We start from the raw sequence: 19,179 nt of genomic DNA, 5'->3' as shown, positions 1-19,179 counted from the left end.
TCAGCGCTCCGCGTCGTAATTGGTCATCACGGTGTAGAACACCCATGACAACAACAGGACGATAAGGAAGTAGACCAGCGACATCGCCGCCGCCGGGCCGAGGTCGAACTGGCCGAGCGCCGTCTTGACGAGATCGATCGAAAGAAAGGTCGTCGAGTTGCCGGGTCCGCCGCCGGTCACCACGAACGGTTCGGTGTAGATCATGAAGCTATCCATAAAGCGCAGCAGCACGGCGATCAGCAGCACGCGGTTCATCTTCGGCAGCTGGATGTAACGGAACACCGCCCAGCGCGAGGCACCGTCGATCTTGGCCGCCTGATAAAAGGCATCCGGGATCGAGACCAGGCCGGCATAGCAGAGCAGAACGACGAGGCTGGTCCAATGCCAGACGTCCATGATGATGACCGTGACCCAGGCGTCATAAGGATCTTGCACATAATTATAGTCGATGCCGAGCGCGTTGACGTAATAGCCGAGCAGGCCAATGTCGTTGCGCCCGAACACCTGCCAGATGGTGCCGACGACGTTCCACGGGATCAGCAGCGGCAACGCCATCAAAACAAGGCAAACAGGCACGCCCCAACCCTTCTTCGGCATATTGAGCGCAATGAAGATGCCGAGCGGCACTTCGATCGCCAGGATGATGAAGGAGAAGACAAGGTTGCGGATCATCGCCTGCCAGAAGCGGCTGGAGGAAAGCAGTTCCTCGAACCACTCGGTGCCGGCCCAGAAGAAGACGTTGTTGCCGAAAGTGTCCTGCACCGAATAATTGACAACCGTCATCAGCGGTATGACCGCCGAGAACGCCACCAGCAGCAGCACCGGCAGCACCAGGAACCAGGCTCTGTTGTTCCAGGTCTTTTCCACTTCAGGCTCCCATCTCGACGCGCCAGGAATCGGCATAGATGTTGATGCCGGCCGGGTCGAACCGCACCTTCGGATCAGCCGGAACTGTCTCGTCCTCGCCGATGATGGCGGCGATCTCGCGCCCTTCGAGATTGGCACGGACCACCTTGTGGCGGCCGACGTCCTCGACCTTGCTGACCCGGACGGCCATGCCCTGGCTGCCCAGGCGCACATATTCGGGACGGATGCCGAGCTCGATGGCGCCGCCGCCCGCCTTGGGCACGCCCGGCAGTTCGATCTGCTGCGAGCCCAGCTTCGCGGTCTTGCCGTCGATCGCCACCGGCATGACATTCATGCCGGGCGAGCCGATGAAATAGCCGACAAAGGTGTGCCGCGGGCGCTCGAACAGCTCCGCCGGTGTGCCGATCTGCACGATTTCGCCGTCATACATGACGACCACCCTGTCGGCGAAGGTCAACGCCTCAGTCTGGTCGTGCGTGACATAGACCATGGTGTAGCCGAAGCGGCGGTGAAGCTGCTTCAACTGCGAGCGCAGCACCCATTTCATATGCGGGTCGATGACGGTCAAAGGCTCGTCGAACAGGATGGCATTGACGTCGGAGCGCACCAGCCCGCGTCCGAGCGAGATTTTCTGCTTCTGATCGGCGGTCAGTCCGCGCGCCTTTCGTTTGGCCATATCGGCCAGCCCGGTCATCTCCAGCGTCTCGCGCACCTTGCGGTCGACGTCGGCCTCCGGCACGCCGCGATTGCGCAGCGGGAACGCCAGATTGTCGTAGACGGTCATCGTGTCGTAGATCACCGGGAACTGGAAGACCTGGGCAATGTTGCGCTCTTGGGTCGACAGATTGGTCACGTCCCTGCCGTTGAACAGCAACTGGCCGTGCGAGGGATGCAGCAATCCCGAAATGATGTTGAGCAGCGTAGTCTTGCCGCAGCCGGACGGGCCTAGCAGCGCATAGGCGCCGCCATCCTCGAACGTGTGGTGCACTTCCTTCAGCGCGAAATCGGCATCCGTGCGGGGGTTCTGCAGATAAGAGTGGCGGATATGATTGACATCGATGCGCGCCATCGCTTCCTCCTAAGCCGCCAGCTTCGGCGCGGCCACGGCGCGGCCGTGCTCGTCGAAGACCATGATGTGCCGCGGGTCGATGAACACCTCGACCTCCTCGTCCGGCTCGAAGTCGCGAATGCCGTGGGTCAGCATGACCCAGCGCGCATCGGCAAAATCGAGATGGATGAAGCTTTCCGATCCCGTGATCTCGGTGATCGTCACCTTTGCGCGCACCGGCACCGCGGCGGCGTCGGGCCGATCGAGGGAAAGATGATGAGGCTGGAAGCCGATCGTATAGATCGCATCGGCAATGCCGAAGAGTTCGGCCGGCACCGGCAATTTCACGCCGCCCTCGAGCAGGAAATCCAGGCCCTTCTTGGCAAGCACGATGGTGTTGAGCGGCGGATCGGCGAAGGTTCTCGCCGTCACCAGATCGACCGGCTTGCGGAACACTTCGATGGTCGGCCCGAACTGGGTGATGCTGCCTTCGGAAAGCGTCGCCGTGTTGCCGCCGAGCAGCAAGGCCTCGTGCGGCTCGGTCGTGGCATAAACGAAGATTGTGCCGGCGGCCGCGAATATCTTCGGCAGTTCCGCGCGTAATTCTTCGCGCAGCTTGTAGTCTAGGTTGGCGAGCGGCTCGTCGAGCAGCACGAGGCTGGCATTCTTGACGATGGCGCGGGCCAGCGCGGTGCGCTGCTGCTGGCCGCCCGACAGACTGAGAGGCGTGCGATCGAGATAGGGCGTGAGTTTGAGAAGGGCGGCGGCATTGCGCACCTCCCTGTCGATCGTTGCCTGATCCGTGCCGGCCACCCGCAGCGGTGAGGCGATGTTTTCGTAGACCGTCATCGCCGGATAGTTGATGAATTGCTGGTAGACCATGGCGACGTTGCGCTTTTGCACAGGCATGCCGGTGACATCCTTGCCATCGAACCAGACCGAGCCGGAGGTCGGCACGTCGAGGCCCGCCATCAGCCGCATCAGGCTGGTCTTGCCGGAGAGCGTCGGCCCGAGCAGGACGTTGAGCGAGCCGTGCTGAAGCGTCAGCGAGACGTCGCGGATATGTTCCGCTGCACCCACCGTCTTCGTCACGTTTCTCAGTTCAAGCATGATGCCTCCTCCCAGGCTTTCTGCATCAGTCGGCCGTCCCTATTCGGCAGCCGCTACGTGCTGCCGGCTTATTCCGCGCATGAACTCGTCGAGCACTGCCGCCTGCTCACGGCTGAGACGCAGGCCGCGCTTGGTCCGGCGCCACAATACATCCTCGGCGGTCATCGCCCATTCGTTTTCGACGAGGTAGCGCACCTCGGCTTCGTAGAGATCGGCGCCGAAGTTGCGGCCAAGATCGACGTTCGACTTGGCGAGGCCCAGCAGCTTCCTTGCGCGGGTGCCGTAGAGCCGAGTCAACCGGCGGGCCAGCCGCGCGTCGAGGAACGGGTACGCCGTTTTCAGTTTCGCCACCTCGGCATCGAAGCCGGTGACGGGAAAGTCACCGCCGGGCAGCGGCGCGTTTGCCGTCCATGGTTTGCCGCGCTTGCCGAGAAAACCCTCGATCTTCTCGAGCATCGATTCCGACAATCGGCGGTAGGTCGTGATCTTGCCGCCAAAGGCGTTGACGATCGGGGCGGCACCCTCGCCTCCATCGGCCTTCAGCACATAGTCGCGGGTGGCTTCCTGCGCCTTTGAGGCGCCATCGTCGTAGAGCGGGCGCACCGCGGAATAGGTCCAGACGATATCCGACGGCTTGACCGGCTGCGCGAAATATTCGCTTGCCGCAGCGCAGAGATAATCGATCTCGGCATCACTGATCCTGACGTCGTGCGGATCGCCGGGATAGTCCCGGTCGGTGGTGCCGATGAGCGTGAACTCGTCTTCGTATGGGATGGCGAAAATGATGCGCCCGTCCTTGTTCTGAAAGAAATAGGCGCGTGGGTCGTCGAATTTCTTGCCAACGACGATGTGGCTGCCTTGCACGAGGCGGACATTGTGCACGTCGTTCAAGCCGACGGTGGCTGAAAGCACCTGATCGACCCACGGGCCGGCGGCATTGACCAGCAGCCGCGCCTTGACCTCCTCGGTATCGCCGGTCCGCACGTTTTCAAGCCTGACCGTCCAGAGATTGCCTTCGCGGCGTGCGCTGACGACCCTTGTTCGGGTTCGAACGGTTGCACCGCGCTCGGCAGCGTCACGGGCGTTCAACACAACCAGCCGGGCATCGTTGACCCAACCGTCGGAATATTCGAACGCCTTTCGAAAAAGCGGCTTCAGCGGCTTGCCGGCCGGATCCTTGGCCATGTCCAGCGTTTTCGTCGGCGGCAGCAATTTGCGCCCGCCAATATGGTCGTAGAGAAAAAGCCCGAGCCGGATCAGCCAGGCCGGACGCAGCCCCTTGGCGTATGGCAGCACGAAGCGCATCGGCCAGATGATATGCGGCGCGTTCCTCCACAGGATCTCGCGTTCCATCAGCGCTTCGCGCACCAGGCGGAATTCGTAGAATTCGAGATAGCGCAAGCCGCCATGGATCAGTTTGGTCGAGCCGGAAGAGGTTCCGCTGGCCAGATCGTTCATCTCGGCAAGGAAGACCGAAAAGCCACGCCCAACGGCATCGCGGGCAATGCCGCAGCCATTGATGCCGCCACCGATGACGAAAATGTCATGGATCGGTGATGCGCCCAAAGAAGTCCTCCCTCGATTTCGCATTGCAGCATTTTTGAGTTTTGCGAAACCGTGGCGGGATTATTTCGAAATGATAACGAATGTCAAACGAAATATGATCGGCGGCAGATGCCGCTGCGGCATCTCTAGGAGAGCGACGTTTCGATCAGCTGAACCTCTGCCTCCTGGCAGATCTTGCGCACCGACGGGATGTCGCAACGATCGGTGATGAAGGTGTTGACCTGCGACAGATGGCCGATGCGGACGGGCGCGGTGCGCTCGAATTTGGTCTGGTCCGACACCAGGATCACATGCCGCGCGTTGGCGATGATCGCCTGAGCCACCTTCACCTCGCGAAAATCGAAGTCGAGCAGTGCGCCGTCATGGTCGATGGCCGAGGCGCCGATCACCGCAAAATCGACTTTGAACTGCCTGATGAAATCGACCGCTGCCTCGCCGACCACGCCGCCGTCGGAACCGCGCACGACACCGCCGGCGATCACCACCTCGATCGAAGGATATATGCGCATTCTGTTGGCAACATTGATGTTATTGGTGATGACCATCAGGCCAATATGATCGAGCAGCGACTTGCTGACCGCTTCCGTCGTGGTCCCGATATTGATGAACAGAGAGGCGTTGTCAGGGATCAGCCGGGCTGCCGCGCGGCCGATCGCCTCCTTCTCCTCGGCGGCGATCTTGCGCCGGGCCTCATATTCCATGTTCTCGATGCCGGACGGGAACAATGCCCCGCCATGAATGCGGGACAAAAGCCGCTGGTCGCAGAGATCGTTGAGATCCTTGCGGATCGTCTGCGGCGTCACGTTGAAATGCGTCGCCAACTCCTCGACCAGTACGCGGCCATGATCTTTGGCCATCTGGATGATTTCGGAATGACGCGGCGACAGATACATCTAGCAACCTCTCATTTTCGTTTTTCTCGTCTATAGCTGAAAACGAAAGCCATGAACAGGTATGAGCCGGCTAATGAAAATCGGGCGACTGCAGAGAGAAAAGCTCCGGCGCAATCTCGACGAGGCTATCAACTCAGGCCCCGCGCGATCTCAGTGATGACCTCGAAAGCAGTATCGACGTCCGCCGCAGTCGTTTCGAACTGCCCGACCTGAAAGCGGATCGCCACCTGCCCGTCCACCCGAGTCTGCGTCAGGTAGATGCGGCCGTCATCGTTGATCGCGCTGACCAACCGCAAATTGTGCTTGTCAGAGTCGATGCCCGCAGCCGTAAGATGCCGGAACGAGAGCAGCGACAGCATCGGCTCCGTTACGATCTCGAAATCCGGTTCCCGAGCCAGCCGCGCGGCAAGGCTCTCGCTCCAGGCGACATGATTGCGGATCATGGTTCGCAGATTTTCCAAGCCATGTGCACGCAGCAGGAACCAAAGTTTCAGCGCGCGGAACCTCCGTCCGAGCGGCACCGACCATTCGGAATAATTGATGACCCCGTCGCGGCCATGTGTTCTCAAGAATTCGGGCTTGATCGCCAGCGTACGCACGAGGTCTTCCGGCTGGCGAACGAACTGCATCGAGCAATCGAACTGTGCGCCCAGCCATTTGTGCGGATTGAAGACGATCGAATCCGCATGTTCGGCGCCGGCCCAGAAATGCCGGAACTCGGGGCAGATCATGGCGGAGCCGGCCCATGCGGCATCGACATGCAGGTAGAGCCCGTGCCGCTTCGCCACCGCGCCAACAGCCGCGACATCGTCGGTGCCGCCGGTACTGGTGCCGCCGACGCTGGCGATGATGCCGGCCGGCAGCATGCCGTTTTCGCGGTCGGTGACGATCGCCGCTTCCAGAGCCGCCGTCTGCATGGCGCGAAAGCGTCCGGCGACCGGAATGCGCACGAGGTTCGCCTCGCCGATGCCCGACACCCAGATCGCCCGGTCTATGGAAGTATGGACTTGGTCGGAAGAATAGACCCGCACGATCGGCTGGCCTTGCAGGCCGCTCTTGTTGCCTTGCCAGTCGAGCGCGCGCTCGCGCATGGTCAGCACGGCGGCAAGCGTCGCCGATGAAGCCGAATCCTGCATGACGCCGGAAAATCCCTCCGGCAGACCAAGCGCCTGCCGCATCCAGTCGACGACCCGCATCTCGAGCTCGGTTGCGGCCGGCGAGGTCTGCCAGAGCATGCATTGCGCAGCCATCGCGGAAACCAGATACTCGGCCACGACGGAGGCCGGGGCCGCATTGGCCGGAAAATAGGCGAAGAAACGCGGATGCTGCCAGTGCGTCATGCCCGGCAGGATCTTTTGCTCGAAATCGGCGAAGATTGCCTGCATCGTTTCGCCGTCTTCCGGCGGCGCGACATCGATGCTTTTGAAGATTTCGCCCGGCTCGACAAGCGGCCGCACCGGTCTTTCGCGAAGGCTGTTTCTGTAGTCGGCGCCCCATTCAGCCGCTCGCAGCGACCATTCGCGGAATTCGTTGCTATTCATCTTCGCCTCCGTAGCGCCTCAGCGAGCCGCGATCAAAGAGCACGAAAAACGAAGGTTTTCATTCGGGAAAATCAGGCAAGCTCGCAAAGGCGGTCTTCAGCGCGTTCGACCAGCTATCCGAGATCGTGCGATAATATTGATCGTCATGGTTTATTCGCTTTTTGAGGCCGACCTTGAAAGTGTCCTTTTCATAGAACAGCAGGTCGAGCGGCAGGCCGACCGACAGGTTCGACTTCAGCGTCGAATCGAACGACACCAGCAACAGCTTTACCGTCTCGGCGAAACTCATCGTCTTTTCGTAGGCCCGGATGATGATCGGCTTGCCGTATTTGGTCTCACCGATCTGGAAGAACGGCGTATCGTCGGTGGATTCGATGAAATTGCCTTCCGGATAGATCATGAACAGGCGCGGCGCGCTGCCCTTGATCTGACCGCCGAGGATGAAGGAGGCGTTGAAATAGGAATCCGCCTTTTCGCCGGCCGGCGACGAACTGGCGATGACCTCCTTGACGGTGTCTCCGACCAACCGGACTGTCTGGTACATGGAGGGCGTTTCGAGCAGCGTGGCATGGCGCTCCGCCACTGCCTTGGTGCGTTCGTCGAGCAGGCTGACTACGGCCTGGGTCGTCGCCAGATTGCCGGCCGACATCAAAACGATGACGCGCTCGCCCGGCTCCTCCCAGACATGCATCTTCCTGAAGGTCGAGATCGAATCCATGCCGGCATTGGTGCGCGTGTCCGACATGAACACGAGCCCGCGATCGATCTTCAGGCCGACGCAATAGGTCATCGAATCTCTTTGGCAACAATCTTGCCGGGATTACTGCTCCACGGTGACGGTGACCGCAAGCTGTTCTTCCGCCTGTCCCAGCCGAATTCCCGATACCGGCGTGGCGTCGCGATAATCGCGGCCGATCGCCACCTTTACATAGCGCTCGTCGGGAGAAATGCCGTTGGCGACATCGAAGGAGACCCAGCCCAGGCCCGAGACATGCGCCTCGGCCCAAGCGTGGCTTGCCGCCTGCTCGATCGCTGCATCCATCATCAGATAGCCGCTGACGTAGCGCGCCGGGAAATCCATGGCGCGAGCCGCGGCAACGAAGATATGGCTGTGGTCTTGGCAAACGCCGGTCTTGAGCGCAAGGGCCTCTTCGGCCGGCGTCGTCGCGTTGGTGGTGCCGGGTGTATAAGCGACACGCTCGCCGATCACGGCCATTAGCCGGTGCAGCCTTTCGATGTCGGTGCCCTTGCCCACCGAGGCAGCAAGCTCACGAATGCCGCTGCCGATCGTCGTCAGCGGCGTTTCATGGCCGAACAGCCAGAGCGGCGCGAAACCCTGATGCGGTCCGCAGACACCGGCGGTATCGCGCGTCACCACTTCGCCAGCTGCTTCGACTGTGATGAAGTCGCGCTCGCCCTCGACGCTCAACAGCCGGGTATCATTGCCGAAATGGTCGGTGAAGCGCACTTCCTCGCGCGCGCCTTCGATCTTCAGCGCCCAGGACAGCACCGTCTGGGTGCGCCCGTTCACCGGGAGCAGCCGCAAACGCTGCAACAGATAATGCACCGGCGCATCGTAGCGGTATTCGGTCCGGTGGGTGATCTTCAGCCGCATTGCTGTCGTCCCTGGAGCATGAGCTTTACCGAAAACCGGTCTTCGTTTTTTGGGATCATGCTCAATAGAACCTGTAATCCTGCGCGATCTCATCGCCGAGCCTGGTGTTGTCGCGGATGAAATTGGCCAGGAATTCGTGCAGGCCGGCGTCGAAAATATCCTTGATCGAGCCGGCCGTCAGCATGGAATGGGTCTTGGCGGCCGTCGCATGACAGGCGTGGCGCTCACCATAGTCGTCACCCAGGAATTTGAGATGCTCCGTCAGGAAGCGGTAGCAAAAGGTCAGCGAGCGCGGCATGCGGACATTGAGGATCAGATAGTCGGCGATGTTGCTCGGCTTGTAGTCGGCGTCATAGACCCAGCGGTAGGAGCGGTGCGCCGACACCGAGCGCAGGATCGATTCCCACTGGTAGTTGTCGAGCGTCGAGCCGACCCAGGAGATCGACGGCAACAGAACATAGTACTTCACGTCCAGGATGCGCGCGGTGTTGTCGGCGCGTTCGACATAGGTGCCGAGCTGCGAGAAATCGAAGATCTCGTTGCGCAGCATGGTGCCGTAGAACGAGCCGCGGATCAGCGCCGTCTCGCGCTTGATTGCGTCGAGCGCGCTGGGCAGGTCGCGCTCGTCGATCGGCTTGGCCAACATCCGTTTCAGCGACATCCAGGCTTCGTTGATGCTTTCCCAGGTTTCACGCGTCAATGCTGTGCGCACCATGCGGGCATTGTTACGGGCCGTTTCGATAGACGACATCGTGCTCGACGGGTTCGACGTATCGCGCAGCAGGTAGTCGGCGACATTGGCGGCGGTGTAGTCCGAATATTTCTGCGTGAAGCTGGCGTCCGAGCCGGCGCTGAGCAGCACCGAATTCCACTCCTCCGAAGCATTCTGCGTGCGAGTGAGCGCCATGCGCAGGCCGGCATCCACCAACCGCGCCATGTTCTCCGCCCGCTCGATATAGCGGTTCATCCAATAGAGCCCGTTGGCGGTGCGGCCGAGAAGCATGTCAACGTGCCTCGATGCTGAGTGAGTAGCGAATAGCGAATAGCGAATAGGGGAAAATCGGCTTCATGATTTCTGTTGCAGACTCCTGATCATCGAACGCAGCATTCTCCCGATCTCATCGGCCTGGCCAAGCAAACGCAATACGTCCTGCTCAACCATCAGCGCTACCCTTCCAGACAAGATTAGGTGCGTTTCCAACTCTTTGAGAGAACCTTGCGCTATGCGAAGATATTGAACGAACGATCCCGTGTTTTCTCGCCCGTGCCCTTCGGCGACATTTGCCGCAATCGATACAGATGATCGCCGTATCTGAGACGTCATCCCGTAAACTTCGCTGCTCGGAAAGGCTTTCGTTGCCGAATAGCAATCTACAGCCAATTCAACGGCCGCCTTCCAAACAATCAAGTCCCTGTAAGAGTTAATAGTCGTGTTGGTGCCCTCTTCCCTATTCGCTACTCACTATTCGCTATTCGCTCTAATCATCCAACACCCAAGTATCCTTCGTGCCGCCGCCTTGCGAGGAATTGACGACCAGCGAGCCTTCCTTGAGCGCTACTCGCGTCAGTCCACCGGGCACGATCTGGATACGGTCGGACACCAGCACATAGGGGCGCAGATCGACATGGCGCGGCGCCAGCCCCTTGTCCGTCAGGATCGGACAGGTCGACAGCGCCAGCGTCGGCTGGGCAATGTAGTTCGACGGTTTTGCCGCGAGCTTTTTGGAAAAATCCTCGCATTCCTTCTTGGTCGCCGCAGGTCCTACCAGCATGCCGTAACCGCCGGACCCGTGGACCTCCTTGATCACCAGTTCGTCGATGTGCTCCAGCACATATTTCAGGCTGTCCGGTTCCGAGCAGCGCCAGGTCGGGATGTTGCCGAGCATCGCCTTGCGGCCGGTGTAGAATTCGACGATTTCGGGCATGTAGGAATAGATCGCCTTGTCGTCGGCAATGCCGGTTCCGGGCGCATTGGCGATCGTGATATTGCCGGCGCGGTAGACGTCCATAATGCCCGGCACGCCAAGGGCTGAGTCCGGGCGGAAGGTCAGCGGATCGAGGAACGAGTCGTCGACGCGCCGGTAGAGCACGTCGATCTGCTTGTAGCCCTCGGTCGTGCGCATCGCGACATGGCCATCGACGACGCGCAGATCCTGCCCTTCGACGAGTTGCACCCCCATCTGGTCGGCAAGGAAAGCATGTTCGAAATAGGCCGAGTTGAAGCTGCCCGGCGTCAGCACGGCAATGGTCGGCGCGCCCTTGGTGCTTTGCGGCCGCACTGCGGCCAGCGACTGGCGCAAGAGCTGCGGATAATTCTCCACCGGCCGCACCTTGATCTGCTGGAACAACTCGGGAAAGAGCTGCATCATCGTCTCGCGGTTCTCCAGCATGTAGGAGACGCCGGACGGCGTGCGCGCATTGTCCTCCAGCACGTAGAACTCGTTCTCGCTGATGCGTACGATGTCGACGCCGATGATATGGGTATAGACGCCGGCCGGCGGCCGCACCCCGATCATTTCGGGCAGGAACGCCTCGTTCTTGGCGATCAACTCCTTCGGCACACGGCCGGCACGCAAGATTTCCTGACGATGGTAGATGTCGTCGAGAAAGGCGTTCAGCGCCTGGACGCGCTGCTCGATGCCTTGCGTCAGCCGTCGCCATTCGTTGCCGGAAATGATGCGCGGAACGATGTCGAAGGGTATCAGCCGCTCCGATGCTTCCTGCTCGCCGTAAACGGCGAATGTGATGCCGGTCTTGCGAAAGACGCGTTCGGCGTCCTGCATCTTCTCGTTAAGCCTGGCCGGGTCCTGTTCCTTCAGCCAGCGATCGTAAGCCGAATACGGTTTTCTCAGCCCGGAAACTTCCGGAAGCATTTCATCGAACGCTGCCAATCGTATACTCCCCTGTGGCGCCATTTCACTGGCCTCGCTGGAGAAAATCAAGCGCAATCGGTGATTTGGTGGGCGCCGGCGATCAGTATATCGCTCTTGCCTAAAATTAAGGCAGTGCCGATAGGGCCGTAGTCAGGCTTTGCTTCGTGTCCGGGCAGATGCCGGATGCGGATCAAAACGCGCGAAAGGTGACGACCGTGAACGTGTCTTTGATGCCGGGAAGAATCTGCACTTTCTCGTTGACGAAGTGGCCGATGTCTTCCTCGTCGTCGACATAGAATTTGGCGAGCAGGTCGTAGTTTCCGGCTGTCGAGTAGATTTCGGAAGCGATCTCGGCATCGGCCAGGGCGCTGGCAACGTCATAGGCCTTGCCCAGATCGCACTTTATCTGCACGAAAAATGCTTTCATTGCCTGGTCCTGCCCAACATCGCACGCTCTAGGTAAAATCGAGCGGCCCTTGTGGCAGACTGCCGCCCGGCTTTCAAGCATCGGCCATCGCTCAGGCTGTTCTAGCCTCGACAATGCTTTCTCGGTCTGGACACAGCTCGCGGCGCCGAATGTTTGCGCTCGGCTGAAACCCTCGAGCACTGCAAAGCGTATAGTATCATGTACCTCGGACAGCGATTTCTCAGGGACAACGGAGACAGGCCATGCGCCGCGCGTTTTTCGCATTCGCAGTCGTTCCATTCATTTTCGCATCCCAGGCCTTTGCTGGCGACGCCGAAGTCAAGGCGGCGCAAACGGTCATCGATGGTCAATTGAAGGCCTTCATCGCCAACGACGGAGCGACGGCCTACAGCTTTGCCGCACCAAATGTGAAACGCATCTTTCCAACTGTCGATACCTTCATGAACATGGTGACCAACGGCTACCCGCCGGTGCGCCAACCGCAGACCTACTCCTTCGGCAAGGTTCGCGAGACGAGCCCGACCTCGATCATCCAGCAGGTGCTGATCGTCGGCCCGGATGGCAAGGACTATGAGGCGGTCTACACGCTCGAACTACAGCCTGACGGCAGCTTTCGGATCACCGGCTGCAGCCTGCGCGCGTCCACGTCGCTCAGCACCTGAGGGTGCTTGAGGAGGGCAAAGTTGTCTCAATCCTGTCGCCGGTAGAGCGTCCAGCTCAGGCCTGAAAACCCCCAGTGTCTCGACGCGTCGGCCCGTTCATACGCCAAAGCGCATGCGGCCGTCGGTTCAACATGTTCGGCTTGCTTGTCCACATCCCCCTCGAGGATCAGCCAAGCCGGCCGGTCGGCGCACATCCTGTTTTCCGGAACCAGCCAAGCCCGACGATCCGTCCGCGCCGCAAAATAATCGACGACCATGGCGGTGCGGAAATCACTGTTGCTCGCATAGGCGGCAGCGCCGTTCCTGGTCATTTCATCGACCATAGCAGCGTACGAGCCGCGTCCGTACTGATAGAATTGGAGCAGCGACGAAATGCTTCCACTCACCACGATCGCCAGTGCTCCCACCGCAAATAGCCTGGCAGTCCCGCGAGCAGCCAAGCCGCGACCGATCATCTCGCCGGCCCAGAGCAGCAGCAATGTTCCGCTGATGATGAAATAGCGCGGAAACTCGAGATTGGGCAGATGTGTCGCCGCCATGAGCAAAGGCAGTCCGATAATCCCGATGACATAGAGGCTGGCCCGGCGATCGCACCAGACACCAGCGGAGAGGCCAACAAGACCGCAGGCGGCAACGATATACGGCCAGTCGCCGAACCAGGGGGGCAGCCCGAACAGAGAGCGGATCATTCCGCCATAGCCCTGCGCGAAGGCGGCAATCGAGAACGGCGAAACACCACCGACACTGAAGCCGAACAGCCTGCCGCCGATAAACACGCAGGCAGCCAGCGGCAGCACGGCAAGCAAGGCCGGCAGGAAGATCGACGCCAGATCCGCAACGACACGGCTGACCCTCGCCGTACGCTGCCAGGCGAGCCACGCGGTCCAGATTGCGAGGACTGCCACCATTCCGATCATGGTGAGATGGCATAGGAACCCGAAAAGGATCGCCGCTGCCAAGGCCGTGCCAGACAACCGTTTGTTGTCGAGCCGGCGCTCCAGAAAAACCACCGAAAGCAGCGTGAAGAGCACAAGGCCGGCATAGCCACGCGCCTCCGAGCCGTAGTGCACCATCGGATAGCTCACGGCAAACAACAGGCTTGTGGCAATCATCGCCCGTCGTCCGTGCGGTGCGGCGGTCGCTGCCGCCGCAACTGTCGTGGCAACACCTAGTGCTATCGACAGGCCTCGCTGGATCAAAGGCGAAGCGTCGGGGCCGATGAGATAGAGATAGACCGAGTTGAGGAAATGATTGTTGTCGTGATTGACGCGCCAGAATATCTGGTCGATCGAGGTCAGCGGCTCAATCAGCGCAAAGCTCCAGATCTCGTCCAGCCAAAGGTCGCCGCGCGCGCCAAGCAAGCGCAAAACCAAGCCGGTCACGGCGATGACCAGAACGGCAAGCAACGACCCCGCCGTCCATTGCTGGACCGCCACGGAGGGCGAAGGCGAAGGCTCGGCGCTGCCATTCGTCCGCACCGTCGTGCCAGGAACTGAAACTTGCCCCGAAACGAACAGGTTCTTGATCCTCGCCCGATGTCGTCCGGCAATGCTTATTAGGCAGACGTTTCAAAACAGTTCATGGCAGGTGCGACTCCTTCCTGGAGCCGGATTCCTGGCGAGCACGCCTACCGGACGGGGAGGTCACCGTTTGCCCATTGCTGCGTGATGATCTCAGCTTGTCCGGCGAACCTGCCAGCCCCGATCGCTTCGCGAACGTCGCGCATCAGCTGCTGGTAGTAGGACAGATTGTTCCAGGTCAGGAGCATCGCCCCGAGCGCCTCTTGCGAGCGCACCAGGTGGTGCAGATAGGCGCGCGAATAGTCGCGTGCGGCCGGGCAGTCGCTTTCCTCATCGAGCGGGCGCGGATCGTCGGCATGGCGGGCGTTGCGCAGATTGACCTTGCCGCGCCGTGTATAGGCAAGGCCATGCCGCCCTGCCCGCGTCGGCATCACGCAGTCGAACATGTCGATGCCGCGCGCCACCGACTTCAAGATGTCGTCCGGCGTACCGACACCCATCAGGTACCGCGGCCGATCAGCCGGCAACTCCGGGCAAGTGATGTCGAGCATCTCCAGCATCACCGCTTGCGGCTCGCCGACGGCCAACCCGCCGACCGCGTAGCCCTTCAGCTCCATCGCCTTCAGCGCCTGCGCCGAGCGCAGCCGCAGGTCCGGTATATCGCCGCCTTGCACAATGCCGAACATCGCCTTGCCGGGCTGCTCGCCGAACGCCGTCTTGCAGCGCTCGGCCCAGCGCAACGACAACTCCATGGCACGCTCGATCTCTTTTTCCTTGGCCGGCAGCGCCGTGCACTCGTCGAGTTGCATCTGGATGTCTGAATCGAGCAGCCCCTGGATCTCGATGGAACGCTCCGGCGACATCTCGTAGGCGCCGCCGTCGATATGCGAACGAAAGGTCACGCCGTTCTCGGTCAGTTTCCTCAGCTTCGACAGCGACATCACCTGGAAGCCGCCGCTGTCGGTGAGGATCGGATAGGGCCAGCGGGCGAATTCATGCAGGCCGCCGAGCCGAGCCACGCGCTCGGCGCCGGGTCTCAGCATCAGGTGGTAGGTATTGCCAAGGATGATGTCCGAGCCGACACCGCGCACCTGATCCATATACATGGCTTTCACCGTGCCGCCGGTGCCGACCGGCATGAAAGCGGGCGTGCGGATTTCCCCGCGCGGCATGGTGATTGAGCCGCGCCGGGCTCTGCCTTCGGTCGCCAGCACCTTGAAGGCGAATGCGTTAGTCATTGAATTCGCTAGCCATCGAACTCCTTGTCGAACACCGGCGCGTCCGGAGCCTGTCGGTCGAGCGACTGCCGGTAGCGGATGCAGCCGCGCATGAATTTCGGCCAGGGCGGCACGGCAATCGCCGGCTCGGTCTTTTCGGGTAAAAGCGACCAGAGGTCGGGGTGATGCCAGCACAGATCATGGCCGGTGGCGTCGCGGTGTTGGCGGATGCCGGCGCGCAGTTTCCTGACCTCGGCGAGCAAGGCTTCGCGGCCGAAAGTTTCCAGGTCATCGTCCATCGTTATCCTCCCTGAACAGAAGACTTGCGTCTCCATAGGAATAGAACCTGTAGCGGTTCTCAATGGCATGCGCATAGGCCGCGTGCATCGTCTGCAAACCGCAGAAGGCCGAAACCAGCATGAACAGCGTCGAACGCGGCAGATGGAAATTGGTCATCAGCATGTCGGCGGTCTTGAAGCGATAGCCGGGCGTGATGAAGATGTCGGTCGGGCCTGACCATGCGGCCAGCCTGCCGTCCTTGCCAGCCGCGCTCTCCAACAAACGCAGCGATGTCGTGCCGACAGCGATAATGCGCCCTCCTTTTGCTCTCGCCGCATTCAGCGCCTCGGCGGTTTCCGGGCTGACCGAACCGGTTTCGGCGTGCATCTTGTGGTCGGCGGTGTCGTCCGCCTTCACCGGCAAAAACGTGCCGGCGCCGACATGCAGCGTGACGAAACGGCGCTCTATGCCCTTGGCGTCGAGCGTCGCAAACAGCTCCGGCGTGAAATGCAGCCCTGCCGTCGGCGCGGCCACGGCGCCCTCCTCCCTGGCATAGATGGTCTGGTAATCGCTGCGGTCGCGCTCGTCGTCGTCACGCTTGGAGGCGATGTAGGGCGGCAGCGGGATGTGGCCGACGGCGTGCAGAGCCTCATCGAGGAACGGACCCGACAGGTCGAAGCCGAGCAGCACCTCGCCACCTTCACCCTTCTCGATCACGGTCGCGTCGAGCTGGCCGAGAAAGCAGGAATTGGCATCATGACCAAAATGGATGCGATCGCCGGCGGCGACGCGCTTGCCCGGCCGCATGAAGGCGAGCCACCGGTCGGGCGCCGTCCGCATGTGCAGCGTGGCTTCAACCTGCGCCGCTGCCTCGCCGCGCCGCCTGATGCCTTTCAGCTGCGCAGGAATGACCTTGGTGTCGTTGAAAACCAGCACATCACCAGCCTTGAGCAGGGACGGCAGGTCGCGCACGGTCATGTCCTCGAGCCCCGCGCCCGGGCTGACCACCAGCATTCTGGCACTGTCGCGCGGCTCGGCTGGGCGAAGCGCGATGCGCTCCTCCGGCAGATCGAAGTCAAAAAGGTCGACGCGCAAGAAATCCCCGCCTCAAGGTTCCGGGCAGGTCACCGCCCAGGCGCCGACACCGTCTATGCTCAATGTGCCGCCCATCGCGAAACTGGACTGCTCGCTGGCCTTGACCAGCCGCAATCTGGCGACGATCGAGCTGAGGCCCTCATCAGTGAGATCGATCAGCATACGCTCGTCGTCCTCGAATGCCTGTCCGACGATGACTTTCGTTGAACCCGGCTGGCCGTCCGTGGTCCATGTCTTGCCGCCGGCATCCAGCCACACGCGCGCCACTGCAATGACGGCTGTGTGTCCCATCAACACGTCGATCGATGCCGCGCCGCCGTCGGCGCCGCAAACGATCGATTCCGTCGCCACCGCCGGAGTGGCCGCCGCGACGAGCACAAATGCGATGGCCGCGACAGCCCGGCTGGTCATTTCACGTCGGCCGCGACCTTGAGCGACACGATCTTGTCGGGATCCTGCACCGGTTCGCCGCGCTTGATCTTGTCGACATTGTCCATGCCTTCGATGACCTGGCCCCACACCGTGTACTGGCGGTTGAGGAAGGCGGCATCGTCGAAGCAGATGAAGAACTGCGAATTGGCCGAGTTCGGGTTCTGCGAGCGCGCCATCGAGCAGGTGCCGCGGCCGTGGTTGGCGTTGGAGAACTCGGCCTTCAAGTCGGGCTTATCGGAACCGCCCGTACCGGCGCGGGTCGGCGCGAAAGACGGCTTATTGGAATTGCCGAATTTCACGTCGCCGGTCTGCGCCATGAAGCCGTCGATGACGCGGTGGAAGACTACGCCGTCATAGGCGCCTTCGCGCGCCAGCTCCTTGATGCGGCCGACATGGCCGGGCGCCAGGTCTGGGAACAATTCAATGACGACCTTGCCCTTGGTCGTGTCCATGATAAGCGCGTTCTCGCGGTCCTTGATCTCGGCCATGTCAGAATATCCTTTTGAAACTTGGGTTTACTTGCCGTCAGCGGCGATACGCACCTTGATCATGCGATCGGGGTCGGTCACCGTCCCGTTCTGCGCCGCTTCGCCTTTCTTGATGTGGTCCACCAGCTCCATGCCGCTGACGACATTGCCGACGATGGTGTACTGGCCGTCGAGCGGCGGTGCCGGCGCGAACATGATGAAGAATTGCGAATTGGCGGAATTCGGATCGTCGGAGCGGGCCATGCCGACCACGCCGCGCTGGTAGTGCTCGGTGCTGGAGAATTCGGCCGGCAGGTCGGGAAGATCGGAACCGCCGGTGCCGACGGCGTCGGCATTGAAGCCGCTCTTCATATTGCCGAACTTGACGTCGCCGGTCTGCGCCATGAAGCCGTCGATGACGCGGTGGAAGGCGACGTTGTCGTAGGCGCCCTGGCGCACCAGCTTTTTGATCTGCGCGACGTGCTTCGGCGCAAGGTCGGGCCTCAGCGCGATGGTCACGTCGCCGTCCTTCAGCGTTACGATCATGGTGTTTTCGGGATCGGCGGCAAACGCCGACACCGATGCGGTCACAAGACCGGCAAGCATGACAAGCAAGAAGGCAAGCTTTTTCAGCTGCATGGGATCTTTCTCCGAATATCTTCGTTCATGCATGTCGTTACCCAAAACCGGGCTCCACTTTTGGGCGACATGCATTTATTTCGCGAATTTGGCGGTGAGCGCGCCGGCCACGGCCGCCGGCACGAAGTGGCGGATGTCGCCTCCCATCGAAGCTATCTGGCGCACAAGTGTGGCGGTAATGGTGCGCACCGAGGGGCTGGCGGGCAGGAAGACCGTCTGCAGCTCCGGCGCCATGGTCTCGTTCATGCCGGCCATCTGCATCTCGTAGTCGAGATCGGTGCCGTCGCGCAGGCCGCGGATCATGATCGAGGCGCCATGCTTCCTGGCCGCGTCGATGACCAGACCGTCGAAGGCGACCACTTTGATGCGCGCACCGTCGCTGCCGAATTCCGCCTTCGTTGCCGTTTCGATCAGATCGACCCGTTCCTCGAAGGAAAACAATGGCTTCTTGCCGGGATGGATGCCGATCGCCGCATAGATGGTGTCCGCCACGGCCAGCGACGCCTTCAGCACGTCGAGATGGCCGTTGGTCAGCGGGTCGAAAGAGCCGGCATAAAGGGCGATGCGTTCGGTCATGGCAGGTGCTTCTAGCGAGCCTCTCCCCTAAAGGCAAATCCGATCGGCAGGCCCGCCCCATGAACCTTTTGGCCGACGTGAACGACAGATGAATGTGCCGCTCACAACGGCTTCACGCAGTGTTCACTAAGTTGCAGCTTCGAAAGATGAAACCAAACACCCATCTAACCGTTGTTAGGCGCAGGAGAACACGCACATGCTGATCTACATGCTCGCTACCGCAATGACCGTCGCCATGCTGATCGCTACCGTATTCGGGTTGCATCAGGAAGCACAGCGAGTCCGCGCCAAGGCCAATACCAAACGGTTCGAAGGCTTCGGCATCCGCAAGCCTTATCGCCACTTCTAGATT

22 protein-coding genes are annotated in these 19,179 nt (G+C 61.1%); 2 read left to right on the top strand and 20 right to left on the bottom strand.

All coding sequences use genetic code 11. The annotated features are described in order from the left end of the window. The 12 genes from NKJ93_RS01255 to NKJ93_RS01200 all read right to left on the bottom strand — a co-directional run bounded on the left by NKJ93_RS01255 (position 1) and on the right by NKJ93_RS01200 (position 11,940). Positions 1 to 867 (bottom strand): carbohydrate ABC transporter permease, encoded by an 867-nt coding sequence (locus NKJ93_RS01255; protein WP_023674893.1) that lies wholly within the window; start codon positions 865 to 867, stop codon positions 1 to 3. A gap of 1 nt (position 868) precedes the next feature. After that, positions 869 to 1,936 carry an ABC transporter ATP-binding protein gene (locus NKJ93_RS01250; protein ID WP_023717773.1) on the bottom strand — a complete coding sequence of 356 codons (1,068 nt, stop codon included), beginning with the start codon at positions 1,934 to 1,936 and terminating at the stop codon, positions 869 to 871. Positions 1,937 to 1,945: 9 nt separating this feature from the next. After that, positions 1,946 to 3,025, bottom strand: a complete 1,080-nt coding sequence (locus NKJ93_RS01245) for an ABC transporter ATP-binding protein (protein WP_352482266.1) — start codon at positions 3,023 to 3,025, stop codon at positions 1,946 to 1,948. Positions 3,026 to 3,064: 39 nt separating this feature from the next. After that, positions 3,065 to 4,591, bottom strand: coding sequence for a glycerol-3-phosphate dehydrogenase (gene glpD, locus NKJ93_RS01240; protein WP_352482265.1), 1,527 nt, complete (start codon positions 4,589 to 4,591; stop codon positions 3,065 to 3,067). 125 nt (positions 4,592 to 4,716) lie between these two features. After that, entirely contained in the window at positions 4,717 to 5,484 is a 768-nt protein-coding gene (locus NKJ93_RS01235) for a DeoR/GlpR family DNA-binding transcription regulator (RefSeq protein ID WP_023717776.1), read from the bottom strand. A 128-nt stretch (positions 5,485 to 5,612) separates the two neighbouring features. Next, positions 5,613 to 7,025, bottom strand: coding sequence for a pyridoxal phosphate-dependent decarboxylase family protein (locus tag NKJ93_RS01230; RefSeq protein ID WP_352494585.1), 1,413 nt, complete (start codon positions 7,023 to 7,025; stop codon positions 5,613 to 5,615). A gap of 58 nt (positions 7,026 to 7,083) precedes the next feature. Next, positions 7,084 to 7,815 (bottom strand): proteasome-type protease, encoded by a 732-nt coding sequence (locus tag NKJ93_RS01225; protein WP_352482263.1) that lies wholly within the window; start codon positions 7,813 to 7,815, stop codon positions 7,084 to 7,086. A gap of 30 nt (positions 7,816 to 7,845) precedes the next feature. Beyond that, positions 7,846 to 8,640 carry a transglutaminase family protein gene (locus tag NKJ93_RS01220; RefSeq protein ID WP_023717778.1) on the bottom strand — a complete coding sequence of 265 codons (795 nt, stop codon included), beginning with the start codon at positions 8,638 to 8,640 and terminating at the stop codon, positions 7,846 to 7,848. 61 nt (positions 8,641 to 8,701) lie between these two features. Next, positions 8,702 to 9,643, bottom strand: a complete 942-nt coding sequence (locus NKJ93_RS01215) for an alpha-E domain-containing protein (RefSeq protein ID WP_023717779.1) — start codon at positions 9,641 to 9,643, stop codon at positions 8,702 to 8,704. 63 nt (positions 9,644 to 9,706) lie between these two features. After that, positions 9,707 to 10,066 carry a four helix bundle protein gene (locus NKJ93_RS01210; RefSeq protein WP_352482308.1) on the bottom strand — a complete coding sequence of 120 codons (360 nt, stop codon included), beginning with the start codon at positions 10,064 to 10,066 and terminating at the stop codon, positions 9,707 to 9,709. Positions 10,067 to 10,118: 52 nt separating this feature from the next. Then, the gene (locus tag NKJ93_RS01205; protein ID WP_023717781.1) at positions 10,119 to 11,531 is read right to left on the bottom strand and encodes a circularly permuted type 2 ATP-grasp protein; all 1,413 of its coding nucleotides are present in this window, start codon (positions 11,529 to 11,531) and stop codon (positions 10,119 to 10,121) included. Positions 11,532 to 11,703: 172 nt separating this feature from the next. Beyond that, on the bottom strand, positions 11,704 to 11,940 hold the full coding sequence (locus NKJ93_RS01200; protein ID WP_023674883.1) for an Lrp/AsnC ligand binding domain-containing protein: 237 nt from the start codon (positions 11,938 to 11,940) through the stop codon (positions 11,704 to 11,706). Between the two features lie 242 nt (positions 11,941 to 12,182). Here NKJ93_RS01200 and NKJ93_RS01195 point away from each other — a divergent pair, with 242 nt between their 5' ends. After that, positions 12,183 to 12,602 (top strand): DUF4864 domain-containing protein, encoded by a 420-nt coding sequence (locus NKJ93_RS01195; protein WP_023717782.1) that lies wholly within the window; start codon positions 12,183 to 12,185, stop codon positions 12,600 to 12,602. 26 nt (positions 12,603 to 12,628) lie between these two features. Here NKJ93_RS01195 and NKJ93_RS01190 read toward each other — a convergent pair whose 3' ends face one another. The 8 genes from NKJ93_RS01190 to coaD form a co-directional block, all read right to left on the bottom strand. Continuing rightward, complete coding sequence (locus NKJ93_RS01190) at positions 12,629 to 14,008, bottom strand: glycosyltransferase family protein (RefSeq protein ID WP_352494583.1); 1,380 nt, start codon at positions 14,006 to 14,008, stop codon at positions 12,629 to 12,631. Positions 14,009 to 14,229: 221 nt separating this feature from the next. After that, positions 14,230 to 15,360: a tRNA guanosine(34) transglycosylase Tgt gene (gene tgt, locus NKJ93_RS01185; RefSeq protein WP_352482259.1), complete on the bottom strand. Its 1,131-nt coding sequence runs from the start codon at positions 15,358 to 15,360 to the stop codon at positions 14,230 to 14,232. Positions 15,361 to 15,368: 8 nt separating this feature from the next. Continuing rightward, complete coding sequence (locus NKJ93_RS01180) at positions 15,369 to 15,638, bottom strand: hypothetical protein (protein WP_023717785.1); 270 nt, start codon at positions 15,636 to 15,638, stop codon at positions 15,369 to 15,371. Further along, a complete protein-coding gene (gene queA / locus NKJ93_RS01175; protein WP_352587098.1) occupies positions 15,628 to 16,713 on the bottom strand; it encodes a tRNA preQ1(34) S-adenosylmethionine ribosyltransferase-isomerase QueA in 1,086 nt (361 codons plus the stop codon). The genes NKJ93_RS01180 and queA overlap by 11 nt, the downstream gene beginning before the upstream one ends. Before the next feature lie 12 nt (positions 16,714 to 16,725). Continuing rightward, entirely contained in the window at positions 16,726 to 17,124 is a 399-nt protein-coding gene (locus tag NKJ93_RS01170) for a hypothetical protein (protein WP_352587095.1), read from the bottom strand. Beyond that, on the bottom strand, positions 17,121 to 17,633 hold the full coding sequence (locus tag NKJ93_RS01165; protein ID WP_023717788.1) for a peptidylprolyl isomerase: 513 nt from the start codon (positions 17,631 to 17,633) through the stop codon (positions 17,121 to 17,123). Before NKJ93_RS01165 ends, NKJ93_RS01170 begins: the two co-directional genes overlap by 4 nt. A 27-nt stretch (positions 17,634 to 17,660) precedes the next feature. Beyond that, positions 17,661 to 18,251, bottom strand: a complete 591-nt coding sequence (locus tag NKJ93_RS01160; protein WP_502895845.1) for a peptidylprolyl isomerase — start codon at positions 18,249 to 18,251, stop codon at positions 17,661 to 17,663. A 75-nt stretch (positions 18,252 to 18,326) separates the two neighbouring features. Next, on the bottom strand, positions 18,327 to 18,827 hold the full coding sequence (coaD, locus tag NKJ93_RS01155) for a pantetheine-phosphate adenylyltransferase (RefSeq protein ID WP_023717790.1): 501 nt from the start codon (positions 18,825 to 18,827) through the stop codon (positions 18,327 to 18,329). A gap of 196 nt (positions 18,828 to 19,023) precedes the next feature. On the opposite strand from coaD, the gene NKJ93_RS01150 reads away from it, so the two are divergent. After that, complete coding sequence (locus NKJ93_RS01150; RefSeq protein ID WP_023717791.1) at positions 19,024 to 19,176, top strand: hypothetical protein; 153 nt, start codon at positions 19,024 to 19,026, stop codon at positions 19,174 to 19,176. Positions 19,177 to 19,179 lie beyond the last annotated feature (3 nt).

It is taken from the genome of Mesorhizobium sp. M0028 (genome assembly GCF_040323855.1).
In the GTDB taxonomy this organism is placed as follows: domain Bacteria; phylum Pseudomonadota; class Alphaproteobacteria; order Rhizobiales; family Rhizobiaceae; genus Mesorhizobium.
Note: the sequence above shows the minus strand (reverse complement) of the source record. Positions and strands in the feature narration are given on the sequence as shown.

Excerpts from the sequence above, each read along its gene's own strand:
- coaD (WP_023717790.1), bottom strand. The coding sequence starts at position 18,827 with ATGACCGAACGCATCGCCCTTTATGCCGGCTCTTTCGACCCGCTGACC.
- NKJ93_RS01245 (WP_352482266.1), bottom strand. The coding sequence starts at position 3,025 with ATGCTTGAACTGAGAAACGTGACGAAGACGGTGGGTGCAGCGGAACAT.
- NKJ93_RS01200 (WP_023674883.1), bottom strand. The coding sequence starts at position 11,940 with ATGAAAGCATTTTTCGTGCAGATAAAGTGCGATCTGGGCAAGGCCTAT.
- NKJ93_RS01160 (WP_502895845.1), bottom strand. The coding sequence starts at position 18,251 with ATGCAGCTGAAAAAGCTTGCCTTCTTGCTTGTCATGCTTGCCGGTCTT.
- NKJ93_RS01150 (WP_023717791.1), top strand. The coding sequence starts at position 19,024 with ATGCTGATCTACATGCTCGCTACCGCAATGACCGTCGCCATGCTGATC.
- NKJ93_RS01225 (WP_352482263.1), bottom strand. The coding sequence starts at position 7,815 with ATGACCTATTGCGTCGGCCTGAAGATCGATCGCGGGCTCGTGTTCATG.
- NKJ93_RS01230 (WP_352494585.1), bottom strand. The coding sequence starts at position 7,025 with ATGAATAGCAACGAATTCCGCGAATGGTCGCTGCGAGCGGCTGAATGG.
- NKJ93_RS01195 (WP_023717782.1), top strand. The coding sequence starts at position 12,183 with ATGCGCCGCGCGTTTTTCGCATTCGCAGTCGTTCCATTCATTTTCGCA.
- NKJ93_RS01215 (WP_023717779.1), bottom strand. The coding sequence starts at position 9,643 with ATGCTTCTCGGCCGCACCGCCAACGGGCTCTATTGGATGAACCGCTAT.
- tgt (WP_352482259.1), bottom strand. The coding sequence starts at position 15,360 with ATGACTAACGCATTCGCCTTCAAGGTGCTGGCGACCGAAGGCAGAGCC.
- NKJ93_RS01180 (WP_023717785.1), bottom strand. The coding sequence starts at position 15,638 with ATGGACGATGACCTGGAAACTTTCGGCCGCGAAGCCTTGCTCGCCGAG.
- NKJ93_RS01170 (WP_352587095.1), bottom strand. The coding sequence starts at position 17,124 with ATGACCAGCCGGGCTGTCGCGGCCATCGCATTTGTGCTCGTCGCGGCG.
- NKJ93_RS01165 (WP_023717788.1), bottom strand. The coding sequence starts at position 17,633 with ATGGCCGAGATCAAGGACCGCGAGAACGCGCTTATCATGGACACGACC.
- NKJ93_RS01250 (WP_023717773.1), bottom strand. The coding sequence starts at position 1,936 with ATGGCGCGCATCGATGTCAATCATATCCGCCACTCTTATCTGCAGAAC.
- NKJ93_RS01220 (WP_023717778.1), bottom strand. The coding sequence starts at position 8,640 with ATGCGGCTGAAGATCACCCACCGGACCGAATACCGCTACGATGCGCCG.
- NKJ93_RS01235 (WP_023717776.1), bottom strand. The coding sequence starts at position 5,484 with ATGTATCTGTCGCCGCGTCATTCCGAAATCATCCAGATGGCCAAAGAT.